A 20,655-nucleotide genomic window follows, 5' to 3' on the forward strand; every position below is an offset into this window, starting at 1 on the left:
GGGTCTGGAAGCGGTATTCGAGGGGCTTGGCCTTGGAGAGCGACGCGACGCTGCGCGTCGGCAGGTCGAGGCGGGCGCGCATGGCTTTGCCCGAGGTGCCGAGGCCGGGCTGCGCTTCCCAGTCGCCACCGGCTGCCGCGCTCCCGGCGGGCAGGGTCACGATACGCTCGCGCTCGCCCGGCAAGGCCTGGTCGCCCGCGCTGTGCGCCTGCACGTTCAGCTTGATTTGCTTGCCGCCGCATTCGAGCGCCAGCAGCGGCCTGGCCGATCCGTCGTAGTCCAGCGTGATGCGCTGCTCGTAGCCATTGGATGCGTCCAGCCTGCCGCCATGGACCTGCGCGCAGGCCCTGTGCGCCGGGAGCGACCGACCACGCCGCCGCTTCGCCGCCATAGCTGACCAGGGTCACGGTACGGCTGGCCGCCCGGCCGGCCGGCAGCACCAGGGTGCTCGCCTCGACCGAATGCGGCGCGGGATAGACCAGGCCGCAGCCGCGCCGCGCGGACGCCGTCCAGGACGGATAAAGCGGTTCCGCGAACACGGGAAGCCGGCGTGGCGCGATGTCCATCATGTGGGCCCACTTGCCGCCGCCGAGCGCGTTGTAGGCGGCGGCATCGCGCAGCAGCCCCGCATGCGCCTCCTGCGCCTGGCGGGTGTAGAAGGCGGAGGAGGGGCGCTGCTGCAGCGCGTATTCGGCGGCGAGGTCGAGCTTCAGGATGCGTTCGTTGAGCCTGGCGCTGGAGCGCACCGGGTAGAGCACCAGTTGGAAATATGCGTCGCGCAGCTCGGCCGGCAGGCGCTGTTCGATGGCCTCGGCGCGCGCCACCAGCGCGGTGTAAGCCGCCAGGCGCCGCTCGGCCTCTTCGCCGCCGCTGCGCACATACTCCGTGCCGCGCACGGGCCGCGTCGGTTCGGTCTGGCTCCAGCCCATGAATTCGGGGCGGCGCTCCCAGGCCAGGCGGTAGTACTCCTGCTGGATGGCGGCGATCTCTGCACCGTGCTCGGGGCCGAAGGCCTGCGCGGCCCAGGCGCGCAGATGACGCGCCGGGTCCTGGCGCAGCACGCTCGCATCGAAAGCGGCGTCGAGGAAGTACTGGGTCAGGTATTCGTTCGGCTTGATGTCGCCCACGTTCACTACCCACATGCGGCGCGCGCCCGTGCTCCAGGCCCGATCGAGCTGGTCGCGGATCAGGGCCGGGTGGGTCGTGCCCAGCCACAGGTAGTCGTGCGGGCGGCCCCAGTAGGAGATGTGGTAGTAGATGCCGTTGCCGCCTGGACGAGCGCGTTCCTTCGCCGTGCCCAGCTGGTGCAGGTAGCCGTAGTTATCGTCCGGCCACACCAGGCTGACGTCGCCGGGCACCTTCAGGCCCGCGTTGTAGTAGTCCAGCACCTCCTTGTACATCGTGAACACGGTCGGAATGCTCGATGCCGGCTTGCCCAGGCTGCGGGCGAGCATGTCGCGCTGCAGCTTAACCACCTGCTGCACGGTGTCGCGCGCATGTTCCGGGCTGCTTGCGCCTTCCATGGCCGAGTCGTGCACGCCGCGCAGGCCGAGCGTGTAGACGTTCTCGAAACCCTTGACCTCGTCGACGCGTTCCTGCCAGTAGCCGAGCAGGCGATCGCGGTTGCTGAAGAAGTTGAAGGGGCCGTCGGATTTCTTCCATTCGCCGACGTTGTTGCGCATCATCGGCTCGGCATGCGAGCTGCCGACCAGCATCGCGTAGTCGTCCGCCACCTGGGCATTGCCCGGCACGGTGTAGAAGGCGCGGGTGGAATCGTGCATGGCCGGCCACACCAGGTTGGCCTTCAGGCGCCACATCAGTTCGAACACGCGCGCGTAGGCAGCAGGGCCGATGTCCCTGGCCGGATCGAAGGTCTTCGCGGCCCAGGGCTGCAGGCCCCAGTCCTCGTCGTTGATGAAGATGCCGCGCCAGGCCACGGAAGGCGCGGGCGACAGGCGGCGCTCCCCGTCCAGGGAGAGGCCGGTGCGGCGGCGCGGCGCGACGTCGGCCCACCATTCCCAGGGGGAGATGCCCAGTTCGCGCGAGGCGTCCACCACGCCGTAGACGGCGCCGCGGCGGTCGGCCCCGGCGACCAGCAGCACGCTGCGGCCATCCAGCATGCCGGCGGCGCGGATGTAGCGCTCCTGCTGGCCGGCGAGGGGCGCCAGGTCGACGCCCATCGCCCGTGCGACCTGGGTTACCAGGGGCGAGCCGATGGCGCCGATCACGATGCAGCGCTCGCGGCAGTCGTCCAGGCGGTCGGTGCGTGTCGCGGGAAATCCGGTCAGCTGCTGCAGGTCGCGGCCGAGCAGCTCGCCGGCAAGGCGGAAGGTGGTGCGCGCCTCGGTGACGATGACGGGCAGGCGACCGTTGGCGTCCAGGGAAAAAGGCGCGGCATGGGCGAGGCCGTGTGCGAGCAGAAGGCTCAGAGCGAGAAGGCGTGGTGTCATGTTGGGCGCATTGCGCTAATGTATTAGTGCATTATAACGAGTTTGCATGGGAGAATATGCATCGATCAGAAACGCTCACGTCGCTGAGTGGGACGCAATGGGCTTCCCGGGCCTGCCTCCACCGAAGACCCCAGGCCGCCCTCGTTCGACTGGCACTAATGTGCTAGCATCTTGTCAATTCGGCAGGAGCCAGACTGGTACTCCGCCGCCACGCGCCGCGTGTAGCTTCGAATAACAATCATGCAGCCTTTGAAGGCTTCACCAATGGAAACAATCGCATTCAGCGGCCCGTTCACCCTCGACCGATCGCGCCAGGCCGCGGTCCAGGTGTACGAATACCTGCGCGAGGAAATCGTCAACCTCACGCTCAAGCCCGGAACCCTCCTGTCGCGCAACGAACTGTCGGCGCATTTCGAGCTGTCCGTCACTCCCATCCGGGACGCCCTGATGCGCTTGGAAGAGGAAGGACTGGTCGACATCTACCCGCAGCACGCGACGCGCGTGCGCGGCATCAGCATCGCCTCGGCGCGCCAGGCCCATTTCCTGCGGCTGTCGATCGAGCTCGAGGTGGTGCGCACGCTGGCCCGGAAGAACGACGCGGTGCTCGGCCAGTCGCTGCAAAGCCTGGTGCTCCAGCAGCGCGCGGCGCTCAAGGCGAACGACCTGGAATCCTTCTACCGGGTCGACCACGCCTTCCACCGCCAGCTCTACGTCGCGGCCGACGTCGAGGAATTGTGGCGCCTGATGCGCCACCGCAGCGGCAACATGGACCGCCTGCGCCGCCTGCACCTGCCGCTCAACGGCAAGGCCGACCAGATCCTGAAGGACCACGGCGCCATCGCCGACGCGGTCGCGCAGGGCGATGCCGCCGCGGCCGAGGCGGCGGTGCGGCGCCACCTGTCGGGCACGCTGTCGGAACTGGATGCGCTGCGCGAGCAATACCCGAACTACTGGATGCCGGGAGCGGACTGAGCGGCGCTACGAGCGGGCTGCGCTTGATCTGCATCACAAAACCCGGGCAATGGCCCAGAACATGCCGACGGCAGCATGCTCCAAAGCGTATCGGCGCCGCGCGAAGCGTGCGTCGCTTCTATTCTGGAGCCGGACATGTACAAACGCATATTGTTACCTACCGATGGATCGGAGGCATCCCGACGCGCCATCGACGCCGGCGTCGAATTCGCCAGGGAAAGCGGGGCGGAGCTCGTCGCCATGACGGCCACGGCGCCGTTCCGGGCCATCACCGCCGATGCCGAGATGCTGGAACTGACCGCGGAGCAGTACGAAGCCAGCAGCCGCCAGCACGCCCAGCGCCGCCTGGACGAGATCGCCAATCTGGCGCGCGACGCCGGCGTACCCTGCACGGCCGTGCAGGTCGTGTCCGACGATCCCGACGAGGCCATCATCGCCACCGCGCGCGAGCGCATGTGCGACCTGATCATCATGGCCTCGCACGGACGGCGCGGCGTCAAGGGTTTGCTGCTGGGCAGCGTGACGCACAAGGTGCTGGTGCACAGCGCGATTCCCGTGCTGGTGCACCGCTAGGCAGGAGGGCGGAGGCAGCATCAATACCGCAAGCTGCGGTATTGATGAGCGCTGCGCATGAATCGCCCGCTTTATTGTTGAGCTGGAGAACTGAATCCCCGTTCAGGGCAGCAGTCCGGCCGCGCGCGCCGCCTCGTCCAGCGTGTCTCCGCCAAGCGCCATGTGCTGGATCGCAGCCAGGCCCCACTGCGCCGAGCCGTTGGTGCTGATGCCGCTCATCTCGTCGACCGGACGCAGCACCGCCGGGCCGTCGATGCGGCGCACCGTATGGCGCGGGCTGCCGCGCTTGAGCCAGTCCGAGGCGAAGAACTCGCGCCAGGCCCGCAGCGCCAGCGCCCGGTCGCCCAACTGGTAGGCGGCGTAGGCGGTCATGCGCGAATTGGTGTCGCTCATGCCGCGCCCGCCCGGATCGCGTCCCAGCAGCGCCACCACCTCCTCCCTCGGCGCATTGTAGGTGCGGCAGTACTGCAGCCAGGTCTTGCGGTACTCCGGCACGTCGACCAGGGTCAGGAGCTCGGAATTCATCTCGACCACGCCGAACACGCCGTTCAGGTTCGAGAACGAGGGCTTGTCGCCGGGGCCGTGGAAGCGCCCGGTAGTGTGGTCGTAGGGCGCGCCGGCCGCGAACCAGCCGTACTTGAGCGCCGCGATGCTCTTCATGCCATTGACGATCTTGTCGCGCCAGCGGGTGTCGCCGCTGCGTTCCCACTCGGCCAGCCAGGCCGAGATCAATGAACCCCAGACGGTGCCGAATGACGCGCCGATAAAGGCGTCCGGCCGCGCGCCCGCCACCTTCAGCTTGCGCGAGATGTCGACCTTGTGCAGGTCCTTGTCCGAATCAAGCAGTTCGCGCATCAGGTCGCCGACGCGCTCGTCCGCCGTCAGGAAGTAATAGATGCGGCGGTAGGCCGCGTTCGAGACGCGCGGCTGCTTCGACGAATCGGCCCAGTGCTGCACCGCGTGGCGGGTGCCGAAACCCTTGAAGGGACCGAGGTGGTAGACGTCGACCTCGCCGGTATGGCGTGTCATCGCTTCGGCATAGCGGAACAGGTCGGCGCGCCCGGTGCGCAGGTAGCTGTACCACAGCCACAGGTCGGTCGACAGCTCCGAATTGTCCCAGGCGTAGCCGCCGATGTCGTAGCGCCACATGTGGCGGTCGGGGTCGTAGCTGTGCATCACGTCGCCATAGGACCAGAAGCCGTACCAGCGGTGCTGTTCGGTTTCACGCAGGTACTGGTCCAGCTGCAGGGCCAGGCGCTCCTCGATCAGCTTGCGCGCCGGTGTCCCGGCATCGACCGGGTCCCAGTCGCCGAACACGCCGCATTGATGGATGCGCTGCGGCGTGAGCACCAGGCGCGCCGGACGCGCCACCTGCTCGGCCATGTCGGACAAGGCCTCGTGCGAGGGCGTTCCGCCCAGCACCCACAGCTGCAGCTCGGAGCTGCGGGCCACGCCCGTGGCCGAGTCCCAGCCCGCCTCGTAGTCTTCGTAGGTGATGTTCAGACCGGCGATCTGCTTCTCGTGCGTGTCCATGCCGTCTTCGCCGCGGTAGGAGCGCACGTCCATGCTTGGGGCCGAGGGCGCCCACATCCAGGCCGTCACCTCCGCCATTGGGCTGGCCGCATTGCGCACGTCCAGCTGCACCGGGGCGCGCTGCCAGAAATCCTTCAGGCCCAGGGCCACGCCGCCCGCGGCCCCGCCGGCGTACAGCAGGCCCTTGCTGCGGGTGCCGGCATTCGAGTCGATCCAGGCGCGACCCGCGCGCAGGCGCTTCTGCAGCGTGAAGCCGTCCGGCGAGAGCTGCGCCAGCGTGAAGTCGCCCCATTCGGGGATCCACTGCAGGCCGTCCTGCACCGGCTTGGCCATGCCGGCGAGCGGCGGCAGTGCCTTGCCCGCCACCTGGGCCGCGCGGTAGGCGTCGCCCGGGTCGCGGCGCAGGCCGGTCACCGGTCGCACCGCCTCGCCCCAGACGCCGACGCCTTCGCCCGAGAAGCGCACGTGACGGTCGTAGCTCTGGTCGCTCATGGGCACCTGGGCGCTCACGCCCAGGCCCGCGATGAAGTCCTGTTCCGGATTGCCGTCGTAGATGAAGGAGTGCACGATGCGCACGCTGTCCGAGCCGGTATAGAAGTACAGGCGCACCGAGAAGGGCAGCCAGTCGCGGCTGCCGTCGCTGTGCATGCCGTCGAACTTGACCACCGCGCGCACCGGGCCGCTTTGTTCCACCGTGACGGCAAGCAGCTTGCTGGTGAAGGCCTGGCGCGCCACGCTGCCGCTCTTCTCCAACTGGGCGCCGTCCTGGCGCAGGGCCACCAGCTTCATGTTTTGCATCGTCACGCGGCCGGCTCGGGTCGCGCTGCGCACCAGCACCTCGCCGCGGCGCGGCAGCATCCACGCCAGCTCGCCCGCGGTGACCAGGATGTCGTCCGCGCTTTCCTTCACCGAGACCGTGCCGCGCGCCTCGGCGCCGCGTTTCAGCTGGTAGCCTTCGGCCGCGAACTTGCCCGCGACCCCGCCCGCGACCGCGTGCGCGGTCCACTTCAGCGAGCCGTCCGGCCAGTAGGCCAGCGGCCAGGACTGCATGGCGGGGCCGTTCGCGCCCAGCGTGAAGTCGAGCAGTTTGTTGGCGGGCAGGCGCAGCGTGCCGCGCGGCCAGGGTACGCCCAGGGTGCAGCCCTCGAAGCGGGCCGGGGCATGGCCGTCCAGCCAGCGCAGCGCGGTTTCGGACGCGGGGACCGGCTTGGCGCCGGTGTTGGCCGTTACCGCGCCGGCCAGGCCAGAAAAGGAGGCAAGGAAGGGAAGGGCGCTGGCCGAGCGAAGGAAATGTCTGCGCGATGAAATGGGCACTGTCGGTCTCCGTGCCGGCACTGCCGCTGGGCGGCGCGACGGTCTGTATTGAAGTGGAAGGGGGCGTGGTCGCTGCTGATATATTAGTTAACGAAGCGAATACTAGATCGTCTCTGGCCCGTGGTCGACATGCCGTGCTGAATCACTCAAGTGCTTGACTGAACGCGGCCAGGCCATCCGATCACAAGATTGAGTGCATCGACGGCGGTACGCCCTGTAGACTTATGTGGCATACTAATATATCAGCGCCCGTCAACCGACTACCCTGAACCCATGAAAAAACTTTTCGCAGCATTCTGGATCCTCATCGGCACGCTCGCCTGCCTGCCGGCCATGGCGGACGACCTGCGGCCTGCCTTCCTGCTCACCGGCGCACTGCACCGCGATGGCCAGGACCTGTCGGGCCAGTGGACCTACTCGAAGGACCTGTACCGCACCGGCCTCACCGACATCAACGGCTGGGTGGCCAAGTCGCGCATGCAGCGCTACCGCGACCTCGACGTCGCCGCCGTCGAGGCCAAGGGCGGGGTGGACTTCTTCGAGTTCGACCTCGACCGCGGCCCGATCGTCAACGTGCCGGGCGCCTGGAATGCCGCCGCGCCGGAGCTGCGCTACTACGATGGCCTGATCTGGTTCCAGCGCAAGTTCAATGCGCAGGCCCTGGGCGGCAAGCGCGCCTTCCTGCGTTTCGAGGCGGTCAACTACCGCGCCTACGTCTACCTGAACGGCAAGGAAGTGGGGCGCCACGAGGGCGGCTTCACGCCCTTTGTGCTGGAAGTGACCGAGCTTCTCCGCGCCGGCGACAACCGCCTGGTGGTCGGCGTCGACTCGACCCACGACGCCCAGTCGATCCCGACCTCCATCACCGACTGGGACCTGTACGGCGGCATCACGCGTCCGGTACGCCTGATCACCACCCCGGCCACCTTCATCGACGACGCCATGGTCCAGCTGCGCCCGGACGGCCGCATCGCCGGCGAAGTGCGCCTGCAGGGCCCGCAAGCCGCGAACCAGCAGGTCAGCGTGGCGATCGGCGCGCTCGCCACCGTGCGCGCCACCACCGACGCGAGTGGCCGCGCCAGCTTCGAGCTGGCCGCGCCGAAAGGACTGGAGCGCTGGTCGCCCGAGAAGCCGACCCTGTACGAGGTGCGCTTTTCCGCCGCGGGCGACGCGCTACGCGACCGCGTCGGTTTCCGTACCATCGCCGTGAAGGGCAATCAGATCCTCCTGAACGGCAAACCCATCTGGTTGCGTGGGATCTCGCTGCACGAAGAAGAGTTCGGCCCCAACCCGGCGCGCAACATGACGGAGTCGAGCTCGCGCGCGCTGCTGCACGAGATCAAGCATGGCCTCGGCGGCAACTACGTGCGCCTGTCGCACTATCCGCATTCGGAAACCACGGTGCGCCTGGCCGACGAGATGGGCCTGCTGGTGTGGAGCGAGATTCCGGTGTACTGGACGGTGGACTGGGACAACCCGGCGGTGCTGCGCAAGGCCCTGGCCATGCAGGCCGAGACCATCTACCGCGACCGCAACCGCGCCTCGGTGATCATGTGGAGCGTCGGGAACGAGACCCCGGTTGCAGACGCGCGCACGCGCTTCCACAGCGCCATGGCGGACAACGTACGCAAGCTGGATCCATCGCGCCTGGTGAGCGCGGCCCTGCTGGTGAAGCACGATGGCGACGCGCTGGCGATCGACGATCCGCTGGTCGGCAAGCTCGACGTGCTGGCGGTGAACATCTACGCCGGCTGGTACGGTTCCGACACGCTCGACGCCGTCGCCAAGCTCAAATGGAAAGTGCCGAGCGACCGCCCGCTGATCCTGTCCGAGTTCGGCGCCGACGCCCTGGCCGGCTACCGCAACGACGGCATGAAGAAGTTCACCGAGGAATACCAGGCCGAGTACTACCGCCAGACCCTGGCGATGGCCGATCACATCCCGACCCTGCGCGGCATGTCGCCCTGGATCCTGAAGGACTTCCGTTCGCCGCGCCGCGAGCACCCGGTGTTCCAGAACGGCTGGAACCGCAAGGGCATCGTGTCCGAGACCGGGGTGCGCAAGCAGGCCTTCGGCGTGCTGGCCGACTATTACCGTAACAAATAAGCCGCGGCAAATAATTTCATCACATACCTGGAGTCATCCATGAATTCGAACATCAGCGGCGCCCCGGTCGTTACCGCGATGCGGGTCGTTCCCGTCGCCGGCCAGGACAGCATGCTCATGAACCTGAGCGGCGCCCATGGCCCCTGGTTCACCCGCAATGTCGTGGTCCTGACGGACAGCGCCGGCAACGTCGGCCTGGGCGAAGTGCCGGGCGGCGAATCGATCCGCCAGACCCTGGAAGACGCGCGTGGGCTCATCGTCGGCAAGTCGCTGGGCGACTACAACGCCGTCCTGAACGCCATCCGCAGGGAGTTCGCCAAGCGCGACGCCGGCGGCCGTGGCCTGCAGACTTTTGACCTGCGCACCACCATCCATGCGGTCACCGCGGTGGAGTCGGCATTCCTCGACCTGCTGGGCCAGTTCATGAACGTGCCGGTGGCAGCCCTGCTGGGCGAGGGCCAGCAGCGCGCCGCGGTGCCGATGCTGGGCTACCTGTTCTACGTCGGCGAGCGCCAGCGCACCGGGCTGCCCTACCGCAGCGAAGAGGGTGCGGACGATGCCTGGTTCAGGCTGCGCAACGAAGCGGCACTGACCCCGGAGGCGGTGGTGGCGCTGGCCGAAGCGGCGCAGGCGCGCTACGGCTTCCAGGACTTCAAGCTCAAGGGCGGCGTCTTCTGCGGCGACGAGGAAATGGAAGCGGCCATGGCGCTGCACGAGCGCTTCCCGCAGGCGCGCGTCACGCTCGACCCGAACGGCGCCTGGTCGCTGGAGGAGGCGGTGCGCCTGTGCCGCGACAAGCACGATGTGCTGGCCTATGCCGAAGACCCCTGCGGCGCCGAGAACGGCTTCTCGGGCCGCGAAGTGATGGCCGAGTTCCGCCGCGCCACCGGCCTGAAGACGGCCACCAACATGGTCGCCACCGACTGGCGCCAGATGGCCCACTCGATCCAGCTGCAGTCGGTCGACATCCCGCTGGCCGACCCGCATTTCTGGACCATGCAGGGCTCGGTGCGCGTGGCCCAGCTGTGCGAGATGTTCGGCCTGACCTGGGGCTCGCACTCGAACAACCATTTCGATATCTCGCTGGCGATGTTCACCCACGTCGGCGCGGCGGCGCCGGGCAGGGTCACCGCGATCGACACCCACTGGATCTGGCAGGACGGCCAGCGCCTGACCAGGGAACCGCTCAGGATCGAAGGCGGCGAAGTCAAGGTGCCGGCCCGGCCGGGCCTGGGCATCGAGCTGGACGAAGATGCCTTGGCGGCCGCGCACCAGGCCTACAGGAACATGGGCCTGGGCGCGCGCGACGACGCGGCGGCCATGCAGTTCCTGATTCCGGGCTGGAAGTTCGACAACAAGCGGCCTTGCATGCTGCGATGAGAAAATGCGGCGCGATGCGCCGCTTTTCTCATATCCGCGGGGGATTCTTCGGAATCGGGTGCTCCGACCGGAAGGGGACGGCCGGCAGGCCGGCGCCGTTGACCAGGTTGGGCGTGGCCGCCTCATGCCAGCCGAAGCGCACGGACTTCGGTTCGTTCACGAGCGGGCTGTCGACGAGCACCTCGTTGTCCCGGATCGTCGCCGTCGCCGGATGGTAGCGGTCATCGCTGCCGGCGATCTCGAACCAGTCGAGCGGCTTGCCGTCGCGGGCGGCCAGCCCCTGCGCATGGTCGAAGCTGAGGATCGCCTGTCTGCCGGCGAAGCGGATCGCGCGGTAGGTCGGGCCATAGGGCTCGATACCCGGCCGCTCGTAACTCTCGGCCAGCGCCAGGTTGGCCAGGCGCAGCCCGACGCTCTGCTTGTCGCGCGGATGGATGTCGCGCAGGTCGTCGGCCAGGTCGGTGGTGACGATCATGCCCGTCTTCGGAATGCGCAGCGCATCGAGCTGGGCCTCGCGCAGGCGCGGCAGCGATTCCGGGCCTCCGACACCCTGGTCCTTGCGCACCACGGAATACAGATGCGGCGCCAGCTGCACGTAGTAGAAGGGCAGATCCTGCCCAAAGGCGCGGCGCCAGCCGCGGATCATCGCTTCCATCTTCGCCGTGTAGGCGGGACCGTCGTCGGTGTGGAGGATGTTCGATTCGCCCTGGTACCAGAGCGCGCCCTTGAGCTTGACGGGCGCCAGGCCGGCGATCATGCCGTTGTACAGCGAGGCCGGCTTGTCCTTGACCGCGGGCGGCAAGTCCAGTTGCCCGAGCAGGTCCGGCGGCGTCCACGATTCGATCCGGGTGCCGCCCCAGGTGGCGTCGATCAGGCCGACGGGCGCGCCCAGCTCCTCCTTGATGCGGCGCCCGAAGCTGTAGGCGGCCGCCGAGAACTGGGTGGCAATGAGCGCGGCAGGCGTGCTGCGCACCCAGGCGCCGCTGACGTCCTCGCCCGGCTGGGCGGCCTTGAGCCTGGCCACCTTGAACAGGCGGATCTCGGGCTGCTCGGCGCCGGCGAGCGCTTCCTCGGAACCGAAGGTGGGCAGCTGGCCCTTCTTCTCGCCGAAGGGCTTTTCCATGTTCGACTGGCCCGAGGCCAGCCACACTTCGCCGACCAGCACGTCCTTGACGACGATCTCGTTGCCGGCGCCGCGCACCGACAGCACGCCGGGCGTCGACGGCGCCTGGCTCAGGTCGAGGTGGAGGCGCCAGCGCCCGTCGCTATCGGCGACCGTGCCGAGCGTCTGGTTCCCGAAGCGTACCGATACCGCCTCGTTCGGCGCCGCCCAGCCCCACACCGGCACCCAGGCCGCGCGCTGCAGCACCATGTGGTCGGACAGCACGCTGGGCAGGCGCACCTCGGCGCCGGCGGGCAGCGCCAGCAGCAGGAACGCGACCAGGCCGGCCGCGCGGGCGTGAGGGGATCTCATGACGGGTACTTCGGTCCGATGTTCAGGAAGGGGCCACCCTGCAGGAAGGTGGTGAGGTCGTCCGGCGCCGGATACGTGACCTCGGTAGGCAGCTTGTCGAGGAACTGCGCCGAGCTGTCCTTGGCGACGAAGGCCAGGTGGCGCGAATGGCGGTCGTCCCACCAGCTGCCCGGGTTGCTTGAAACGCCAAAGGCGATGGTGTGACCGACGCGCGGCGTGACGAGGGAGCGGCGCAGCAGTTCGACCAGGTCGTCCAGGCTGAGCCAGGTGACCATCTGGCGGTGGGTGCCGGGTTCCGGGAAGCAGAAGCCGATGCGCAGGCACACGGTCTCGATGCCGAAACGGTCCCAGTAGTAGCGCGACAGGTTCTCGCCCCAGACCTTGGACAGGCCGTAGTAGCCGTCGGCGCGCGGCAGCATGCCGGCGTCGACCCGTTCGCAGGTTGGGTACATGCCCATGGTGTGGTTGCTGCTGGCGAAGACCACGCGCCGGATGCCCAGCTTGTGCACGGCTTCGTACAGGTTGACCATGCCGAGGATGTTGGCCTGCATGATGGGCGCGAATTCGACTTCGGTCGAGACGCCGCCGAAGTGCAGGATCGCGTCCACGCCTTCGCACATGCGCATCACCTGGTCGCGGTCGGCCAGGTCGCACTGCACCACTTCCTCGCCCGGGCCCGCGGGTCCGATGTCGGCGACGTCGGCCAGGCGCACGATGTCGGCGAATTCGTGCAGGCGTTCGCGCAGGCGGCGCCCCAGGTTGCCGCCTGCGCCGGTGAAGAGGATGCGTTTGAATGGTTTGCTCATGGTGCTCATGGCCTTATAGGACTGGTTGAAACGGATGCGCCATTACCGGCGCATTCGCGGCGGGTGTCAACGTTCGGTCAGCGAACGCTCACGATCTTGAGTAATTCGGCAAATGCTGAACAATAGCACGCTAAGCTACTAATATATTAGTGCGCATCCGCGCCGTGTTCTACCCTGGAGACCTTCGATGTTCCGTTCCGCTCCCCTGAGTCTGTCCGCCTTCGCGCTGGCCGCCTTCCTCGCAGCCACCCCGGCCCATGCCGAGCGTGCCCAGTACGACTTCAATCCCGGCTGGAAGCTGATGGTCGGCGACCCGGCGGGCGCGTCCCGGGCCGGCTTCGACGACAAGGCCTGGAAGCCCGTCACCCTGCCGCGCGCCTGGAACGAGGACGACGCCTTTGCCAAGGACATCGTCGACCACTCGACTGGTGTCGCCTGGTATCGCAAGCGCTTTCGCGTCAAGGACCTCAAGCCGGGCCAGAAGGTCTTCCTCGAATTCGAAGGCGCGCGCCAGGCGGCGGAAGTGTTCGTCAACGGCCGCCGCATCGGCCTGCACGAGAACGGCGTCACCGCCTTCGGCTTCGAGATCGGCGGCGCCCTGGTGAAGGGCGAGAACGTGATCGCGGTGCGCACCGATAACCGCTGGGACTACAAGGAGCAGGCTACCCTCCAGCGCTACCAGTGGGCCGACCGCAACTTCAACGCCAACTACGGCGGCCTGCCGAAGAACGTGCGCCTGCACGTGACCGAGCCGCTGTACCAGACCCTGCCGCTGTATTCGAACCTGGGCACCACCGGGGTCTACGTCTATGCGCGCGATTTTGACATCCCGGCACGCACGGCCACCATCGCCGCCGAATCCGAAGTGCGCAATGACGGGCCGCAGGCGCGCAGCTTCACATACGAGGTCGAAGTGCGCGACAAGGACGGCAAGACGGTGGCGCGCTTCGCCGCGCCGGCCCAGACCCTGGCGCCTGGCGCCACCACGGTGGCCAAGGCCAGCGCGAATGTGAAGGGGCTGCACTTCTGGAGCTGGGGCTACGGCTACCTGTACGACGTGGTCACCACCCTAAAGGTCGACGGCAGGCCGCTCGACCGCGTCACCACCCGCACGGGTTTTCGCAAGACCGAATTCGGCAATGGCGTGATCAAGCTGAACGACCGCGTGCTGCAGATGAAGGGCTACGCCCAGCGCACCTCGAACGAATGGCCGGCGATCGGGCTCTCGGTGCCGGCCTGGCTGAGCGACTACAGCAATGGCCTGGCCCTCGAGAGCAACGCCAACCTGATCCGCTGGATGCACATCGCGCCCTGGAAGCAGGACGTGGAGTCGCTCGACCGCATCGGCCTGATGCAGGCCATGCCCGCCGGCGACTCAGAGAAGGATGTCGACGGGCGCCGCTGGGGCCAGCGCGTGGAGACCATGCGCGACGCCATCGTCTACTACCGCAACAATCCGAGCATCCTGTTCTACGAGTCCGGCAACAAGGGCGTGAGCGCCGAGCACCAGCTGGAGATGAATGCGCTGCGCGACCGCTTCGATCCGCACGGCGGACGCGCCGCCGGCAGCCGCGAGATGCTGAGCACCGCGCTGCAGCAGGTGTCCGAGTACGGCGGCGAGATGTTGTACATCAATAAGAGCGCGCGCATGCCGATGTGGGCCATGGAATACGCCCGCGACGAGGGCGCGCGCAAGTTCTGGGACGAGCTTAGTCCACCCTTCCACAAGAACGGCGACGGCCCGCCGCACAAGGGCCAGCCGGCGCCGTCCTATAACCACAACCAGGACAGCTTCGCGATCGAGACCGTGCGCCGCTGGTACGACTACTGGCGCGAACGTCCGGGCACCGGCACGCGGGTCTCGAGCGGCGGCGTCAACATCATCTTCTCGGACAGTAATACCCACCACCGCGGCGCCGAGAACTATCGCCGCAGCGGCGAAGTCGACGCCATGCGCATCCCGAAGGATGCCTTCTATGCGCACCAGGTGATGTGGGACGGCTGGGTCGACGTCGAGCGCCCGCGCGCCCACATCGTCGGCCACTGGAACTACGCGCCCGGCACGGTGAAGCCGGTGCACGTGATCTCGAGCGCCGAGACGGTCAAGCTCACCCTGAACGGCAAGACGGTCGGCAGCGCACGCCAAAGCGAACGCTTCCTGTTCACCTTCGACCAGGTGGTTTGGGAAGAGGGCGAGCTGAAGGCGGTCGGCTATGACGCCAAGGGCAGGCAGATGTGCGAGACGCGCCTGGCAACGGCAGGCAAGCCGGTGGCGCTGCGCCTGAAGAACATCCCCTCGCCGCACGGCCTGCGCGCCGACGGCGCCGACCTGGCGCTGGTGCAGGTCGAGGCGGTCGATGCCCAGGGCCGCCGCAACCCGGTGGCGCTCGACACCGTGCACTTCGAACTGGATGGCCCGGCCGAGTGGCGCGGCGGCATCGCGCAGGGGCCAGGCAACCACGTGCTGGCGCGCTCGCTGCCGGTCGAGGGCGGCGTGAACCGTGTGTTCGTGCGCAGTACCACGCAGCCGGGAAAAATCACCCTGCGCGCCCGCGCCGATGGCCTGGCGCCGGCGACGCTGAGCTTCGCCTCCAGAGCGGTCAAGGTCGAGGGTGGCCTGGCCGCGCTGCCGGCGCCGCCGCCGCTGCGCCTGGACCGCGGGCCGACACCGGCTACGGCGTCCTTCACGGTCTCGCGCATCGCGGTGCCGGTGGCCTCCGCGCAAGCCGCCAGCAACGGCGAACAGGCCGCGCACTCCTTCGACGACGACGAAACCACCAACTGGACCAGCAAGACCGGCGAGGCGGCGGAGATCACCTATAGACTGGCGCGCCCCGCGCTGCTGCGCGAAATGACGCTCAAGCTGGCCGGCTGGCGCGAGCGCAGCTATCCGCTGCGCGTGTTCGTGGATGGCGTCGAGGTCTGGCGCGGCACCACCTTGACGAGCCTCGGCTACGTCACGCTGCCGCTCAAGCCACACCGCGGCAGCCAGGTGCGCATCGCGCTCGACGGCCAGGCGGACGATGCCGGCGCGATCCAGCTCACCGAGGTGGCGAACCAGGCCAATACCGACACCGGCGCCCAGCGCGTTGCGCGCACCGCGCTGGCCATCGTCGAAGCCGAGTTCTACGAATTCCCGGAATCCTGATTGCGGGAGGAGCTTCGATGAATCTTGTCGGTATTCCGTTTCGCCTCGACCGCTCGCGCAACGCGACGGTTCAGGTGTTCGAGCACCTGCGCGAGCTGATCGTCAGCCTGGCGGTCGGGCCGGGCACCGTGTTGCCGCGCCCGCAGCTGTGCGAGTACTACGGGCTGTCGCTCAGCCCGGTGCGCGAGGCGCTGCTGCGCCTGGAGGAAGAACACCTGGTCGACATCTATCCGCAGCACCAGACCCAGGTGCGCCGGATCGACCTGGCGCAGGCGCGCCAGGCCCACTTCCTGCGCCTGTCGGTGGAGCTCGAAATGGTGCATACGCTGGCCCAGCGCAGCGATGCCGCACTCGGGCGCGCGCTGCAAGGCCTGGTCGCGCGCCAGCGCGCCTGCCTGGAAGCGGGGGACCTGGCGGGCTTCACGGCGGTGGACATGGAATTTCACCGCGCCATGTACGACGCGGCCGCGGTGCCCGACCTGTGGGCCCTGGCCCGCAGCCGCAGCGGCAACCTGGACCGCCTGCGCCGCCTGCATCTGCCGATGAACGGCAAGGCGCGTTCTATCCTGGCGCAGCACGCCGAGATCGCGGAGCGCATCGCGCGCGGCGACGCCGAGGGCGCGCAGCGCAGCGTGCGCACCCACCTGTCCGGCACCCTGAACGCGATCGACGCGCTGCGCGAGCGCTACCCGGAGCTGCTGCTGCCGGTCGATTACCGGAGCTGAGCCATGCGATCGCGATCGAGCGATAACCTGGCGCGGCCTTGCGATGTCATAAACGGCATCAGTCGCCATCGGCAGATGTGGCGCTTTCGCACCAACCGCTCAAGCCCATGAGTGTTTGGCGCAATTAGTTCGAAGCTGGTTGTTGTATTGATTTCATTCAATAACAATCGACTGCGTTCATCGTTGAGCACAACGATCACATAAGACAGACAACAAGGAGGAGAGATGGCACCGTATACTAAGCATGGGTTCCCCGTAAACCGCATCAGTCAGGCAGTCGCCATGGCACTGGCTTCGCTGGTCGCGACTGGCGCATACGCGCAGCAGGCGGCGACGCCGCAGGCATCGTCGACCTCGTCCACGGCGGCAGCCGCGGCGGATGGCGCCGTCGAGACGGTGCTGGTGGTCGGCTCGCGCGAGTCGCAGCGCAGCGCGATCGCACGCAAGAAGAACGCCGCCACGGCGCAGGATTCGATCATCGCCGAAGACGTCGGCGCTTTCCCGGACCGTAACGTCGCCGATGCGATCTCGCGCATCGCCGGCGTGGCGGTCGACCGCGGCGAATTCGGCGAGGGCATCAGCGTCTCGATCCGCGGCAACGGCCCGGAACTGACCCGCGTGGAACTGGACGGCATGGGTGTGCAGCAGGCCGGCGGCGCCGACATGTTGGGCGGCATCAGTGCCGGCGCCGACACCTCGGGCGGACGCGCGGTCGAGATGCGCCAGCTCTCCTCGGACCTGATCAAGAGCGTGGACGTGGTCAAGGGCTCGACCGCCGACATGACCGAAGGCTCGCTCGGCGGCGGCGTGCGCATCCAGACCCGCAACGGCCTCGACTTCAAGAAGGACTACCTGTCCTTCCGCGTGGCGGCCCAGCAGAATTCGCTCAACAAGAAAAAGAACCCCAACCTCAACCTGATCGGCGCCAAGAAGTTCATGAACGACCGCCTGGGCGTGCTGGTCAACCTCTCGAAGAGCAAGGTCAACCAGGAAGCCCACTCGATCAACCAGGGCGGCAACAGCGGCGTGGTTGGCCAGTACCGTCCGATGGACTTCGATAATTCGCCGGAGAAGACGGTCGCGCTGCGCCCCGATACCCTGAACCTGAACGACGCGGCCTCGACCACGCCGTTCTACACGGTCCCGTACAGCAATGCGGCGATGGGCAACTGGACCAGCATGACGCCGAAGGACGTGCTGGAAGGTTCGGCCGCCGCCAAGACCAAGGCCGAGTGCTACCAGAAGTTCCCGCTGCTGCCGGCCAACGTCGCCAGCCAGCTCAGCACCGGCAGCAACGGCCGCACCAATGCCCAGAACATCACCCAGCTCGCGCTGCTGAGCTGCCTGGGCCAGTGGAACGACTGGGTGCCGAGCAATACCCGCTACTTCGTCAACCGTTGGAACGACGACCGCACCAGCGGCGACATCCGCCTCGACTTCAAGGTCAATGATGCGCTCACCGTCTATGCCAAGCATAGCCGCAGCAAGGGCGACGTCATCTCCTACAGCACCAACCTCGGCTACGGCGGCGTGGCCGTGAATCCGGCCACCGTGCGCGGACCGAACGGCTTCAGTGGCGCGCCCTTCGTCGACACCATCTCGACCACCCAGCTGGCCAACGGCGCCTGGGGCACCCGCGCCCTGAACCCGGCCTCCGGCTACTACCTCTATCCGGGCGAGCTGACCTATCGCAGCACCGGCGCCCTGAACGGCGCGGTGTCCAACGTCAACCCGAACTCGGTGACCGTCGACGGCAACCACCACGTCACCGGCTTCGAGTTCTCGGACGGCGTCTACGGCGTCGACAACACCACGATCACCACCGGCACCAAGTCCAGCTATACCCAGGCCGGCGGCACCTACAAGAAGGGCATCGTGCGCGCCGAGTTCCTGATCGGCGATTCGAAGTCCGATTTCTACCGCTATGAAAAGCGCATGGGCCAGAGCGCCTACCTCGGCACCACCAAGGCCACCGTGCTGCCGAACGGTATCTGGAACTATGAGGCGGCCGGCTCGGTGGACCTGAGCAACCCGAACAGCTGGCTGACGCTCGCCAACCAGGCGGCGCAGGCCGCGGTCGCACCGAGCTTCACCACCCCGGGCTCTCCCGCCTACACCGCGGCCCAGCTGCCGCGCGTGAACGGCGCCACCACGCTGGCGTTCCAGAACCCGCGCATCAACGAGTCGTTCGAGAAGACGGCCAAGCTGGACCTGGACGTGTACACCGACGAGTACATTCCCTTCGTCCCCTCGATCAAGGTCGGCTACAGCCGCCGCAAGAGCGGCTACGACCACTGGGGCACCGGCGGCCCGACGGTGCAGGACGCCGTCGGCACCTTCGGCACGGCGGGCTACATCCCGGGCATCTACGTCTCGACCAACAACCTGCGCACCAGCTTCCAGGTGTGCGAGAACACGCCGGGTTCGCTGGCGCCGGGAGGCCGTCCTTGCCAGTACGGCTACAACCCGAGCACCGATCCGCGCAACGCGCGCCAGGGCACGATCGTGATCTCGCCGGAGCAGTACCGCGCGCTGTTCAACCAGGGCTACACCAAGGAACCGACCGCGCAGTTCTATGCGGGCGATCCGGACCGTCCAGGCACCCTGACCAACGGTTGGACCGAGTTCGACATCGACAAGGTCTACGCGCTGCTGGGCGTGCCGAACTACAACCTCGACTGCATCAAGGAGTGCATCGGCAGCGACGGCCAGATGTACAAGCAGCCGGTGAACTCGATCGTGGAAACCGTCGATGCGGGCTACATGATGGCCAACTTCGAGGTCGACCGCCTGCCGTTCACCCAGCGCTCGCTGCCCTTCGGCATCGTCTTCGATGGCAACGTCGGCGTGCGCGCCGTGCGCACCAAGGTGATCGGCAGCGGCCAGCTGACCTTCCGCTCGATCGTGCCGACCGCCGCCTACAACCCGCTCGACCCGAACAACGCGAACGGCATCAGCACCCGCGTCTATCGCCGCGATACCGCGATCAATGCGACCACCACCGACTACCTGCCGTCGGCCAACCTGAACACCTGGCTGATTCCGGACAAGCTGGTCCTGCGCTACAACTGGGGCAAGACCATCGCCCGTCCGGCCGCCGGCCGCCTGATCCCGAACGGCACCTGCGAATACGACGGCCGCAACCTGATCGAGCTCGACGGCGACGGCAACGAAGCGTCGATGCGCTGCACCGACGTCATGGGCAACCCGGAGATCAAGCCGCTGACCAACCATAACCAGAACCTGTCGCTGGAATGGTATGCCAACCGCGACATCATGCTGGCCGGCGCCGTCTACAAGCAGGAAGGCGTCACCGGCGCCCCGACCCTGATCGAGACCGTCGACAACGTCAAGCCCTTCGCCGGCTCCGACGCGGTCGACCCGCAGACCGGCAAGTCGCTGTCCGACCTGGTGTTCACCCAGCGCCGCTGGACCAACCAGATCCCGTTCACCCGCAAGGGCTTCGAGGTCTCGGCCAAGGTCGCCTTCACGGTCCTGCCGTGGTACCTGCGCTATACCGGCGTGGACGCGAACTACACCCGCAACAAGGCGACCCTGAACGGCGGCGGCCTGCGCGACCTGATCACTGGCGAGCTGCTGCCGGTGGCCGGCGAGCCGCGCCACTCGTGGAACGCCTCGGTGTGGTACGACGACGGCGCCCTGTCGATGCGCGTCGGCCTGCAGGTGAAGGCGGATACCTTCTCGTGCACCTCGGGCTGCAACACCAACTCGGTGAACAACTACCCGGTGGTCGGCATGACCAACGTGCGCTTCCCGACCTACAGCCCGGGTGCGCCGCTGTTCCGCCTCGGCACCCGGTACGTGGACGCCAAGATCGCGTACCGCTTCAACAAGAACGTCGAGTTCTTCCTGGAAGGGCGCAACCTGGGCAAGACCCACACCGGTTCCAACACCGGCGGCTACTCGGTGTTCGCGGATGGCACCCCGAACGTGTACACCGACTCGTACGCGGGCAGCACCTACATGGCGGGCCTGAACTTCAAGTTCGGCGGCTAAACATCACGTAGGATGGCAGGGCCGGATGGCCGCCGCACTCGCGGCGGCCATCTGCGTTTACGGGCGGCCGCATCCGAAACAATCACCGTATTGATCGGTTGCCGATGCAATTTTGCCATTTCGATCAGTTCGGTGATTCTTTCGATCCTGAATGGAT

General features: G+C 67.5%; 11 protein-coding genes. 7 read left to right on the forward strand and 4 right to left on the reverse strand.

The features are described from left to right. Positions 1-2,450 (reverse strand): glycosyl hydrolase 115 family protein (locus tag B2R83_RS20840; protein WP_292044605.1); only part of this gene is annotated, 2,450 nt, incomplete at its 3' end. Between the two features lie 264 nt (positions 2,451-2,714). Here B2R83_RS20840 and B2R83_RS20845 point away from each other — a divergent pair. Then, the gene (locus tag B2R83_RS20845; protein ID WP_292044607.1) at positions 2,715-3,422 is read left to right on the forward strand and encodes a GntR family transcriptional regulator; all 708 of its coding nucleotides are present in this window, start codon (positions 2,715-2,717) and stop codon (positions 3,420-3,422) included. A 135-nt stretch (positions 3,423-3,557) separates the two neighbouring features. Further along, positions 3,558-3,995, forward strand: coding sequence for a universal stress protein (locus B2R83_RS20850; RefSeq protein WP_036211267.1), 438 nt, complete (start codon positions 3,558-3,560; stop codon positions 3,993-3,995). 102 nt (positions 3,996-4,097) lie between these two features. Here the strand turns inward: B2R83_RS20850 and B2R83_RS20855 are convergent, their stop codons facing one another. Continuing rightward, complete coding sequence (locus B2R83_RS20855; protein ID WP_292044612.1) at positions 4,098-6,842, reverse strand: Tat pathway signal sequence domain protein; 2,745 nt, start codon at positions 6,840-6,842, stop codon at positions 4,098-4,100. A gap of 273 nt (positions 6,843-7,115) precedes the next feature. Here B2R83_RS20855 and B2R83_RS20860 point away from each other — a divergent pair, with 273 nt between their 5' ends. Further along, the gene (locus B2R83_RS20860; protein WP_292044614.1) at positions 7,116-8,948 is read left to right on the forward strand and encodes a glycoside hydrolase family 2 protein; all 1,833 of its coding nucleotides are present in this window, start codon (positions 7,116-7,118) and stop codon (positions 8,946-8,948) included. 39 nt (positions 8,949-8,987) lie between these two features. Further along, the gene (gudD, locus tag B2R83_RS20865) at positions 8,988-10,328 is read left to right on the forward strand and encodes a glucarate dehydratase (protein ID WP_292044616.1); all 1,341 of its coding nucleotides are present in this window, start codon (positions 8,988-8,990) and stop codon (positions 10,326-10,328) included. A gap of 28 nt (positions 10,329-10,356) precedes the next feature. Here the strand turns inward: gudD and B2R83_RS20870 are convergent, their stop codons facing one another. Together B2R83_RS20870 and B2R83_RS20875 are read right to left on the reverse strand one after the other, a co-directional pair. Then, positions 10,357-11,802, reverse strand: a complete 1,446-nt coding sequence (locus tag B2R83_RS20870) for a sialate O-acetylesterase (RefSeq protein ID WP_292044618.1) — start codon at positions 11,800-11,802, stop codon at positions 10,357-10,359. Then, the gene (locus B2R83_RS20875) at positions 11,799-12,608 is read right to left on the reverse strand and encodes an NAD-dependent epimerase/dehydratase family protein (protein WP_292044621.1); all 810 of its coding nucleotides are present in this window, start codon (positions 12,606-12,608) and stop codon (positions 11,799-11,801) included. Before B2R83_RS20875 ends, B2R83_RS20870 begins: the two co-directional genes overlap by 4 nt. A 187-nt stretch (positions 12,609-12,795) precedes the next feature. Here B2R83_RS20875 and B2R83_RS20880 point away from each other — a divergent pair, with 187 nt between their 5' ends. The 3 genes from B2R83_RS20880 (at position 12,796) to B2R83_RS20890 (ending at position 20,498) form a co-directional block, all read left to right on the forward strand. Further along, on the forward strand, positions 12,796-15,756 hold the full coding sequence (locus tag B2R83_RS20880) for a glycoside hydrolase family 2 protein (RefSeq protein ID WP_292044623.1): 2,961 nt from the start codon (positions 12,796-12,798) through the stop codon (positions 15,754-15,756). A gap of 17 nt (positions 15,757-15,773) precedes the next feature. Then, complete coding sequence (locus B2R83_RS20885) at positions 15,774-16,481, forward strand: GntR family transcriptional regulator (protein ID WP_292044625.1); 708 nt, start codon at positions 15,774-15,776, stop codon at positions 16,479-16,481. A 282-nt stretch (positions 16,482-16,763) separates the two neighbouring features. Beyond that, positions 16,764-20,498: a TonB-dependent receptor gene (locus B2R83_RS20890; RefSeq protein ID WP_292044626.1), complete on the forward strand. Its 3,735-nt coding sequence runs from the start codon at positions 16,764-16,766 to the stop codon at positions 20,496-20,498. Positions 20,499-20,655: the final 157 nt, after the last annotated feature.

It is taken from the genome of Massilia sp. UBA6681, from assembly GCF_002454935.1.
Lineage (GTDB): Bacteria > Pseudomonadota > Gammaproteobacteria > Burkholderiales > Burkholderiaceae_D > Telluria > Telluria varians.

Excerpts from the sequence above, each read along its gene's own strand:
- B2R83_RS20845 (WP_292044607.1), top strand. The coding sequence starts at position 2,715 with ATGGAAACAATCGCATTCAGCGGCCCGTTCACCCTCGACCGATCGCGC.
- B2R83_RS20850 (WP_036211267.1), top strand. The coding sequence starts at position 3,558 with ATGTACAAACGCATATTGTTACCTACCGATGGATCGGAGGCATCCCGA.
- B2R83_RS20860 (WP_292044614.1), top strand. The coding sequence starts at position 7,116 with ATGAAAAAACTTTTCGCAGCATTCTGGATCCTCATCGGCACGCTCGCC.
- gudD (WP_292044616.1), top strand. The coding sequence starts at position 8,988 with ATGAATTCGAACATCAGCGGCGCCCCGGTCGTTACCGCGATGCGGGTC.
- B2R83_RS20870 (WP_292044618.1), bottom strand. The coding sequence starts at position 11,802 with ATGAGATCCCCTCACGCCCGCGCGGCCGGCCTGGTCGCGTTCCTGCTG.
- B2R83_RS20875 (WP_292044621.1), bottom strand. The coding sequence starts at position 12,608 with ATGAGCAAACCATTCAAACGCATCCTCTTCACCGGCGCAGGCGGCAAC.
- B2R83_RS20880 (WP_292044623.1), top strand. The coding sequence starts at position 12,796 with ATGTTCCGTTCCGCTCCCCTGAGTCTGTCCGCCTTCGCGCTGGCCGCC.
- B2R83_RS20885 (WP_292044625.1), top strand. The coding sequence starts at position 15,774 with ATGAATCTTGTCGGTATTCCGTTTCGCCTCGACCGCTCGCGCAACGCG.
- B2R83_RS20890 (WP_292044626.1), top strand. The coding sequence starts at position 16,764 with ATGGCACTGGCTTCGCTGGTCGCGACTGGCGCATACGCGCAGCAGGCG.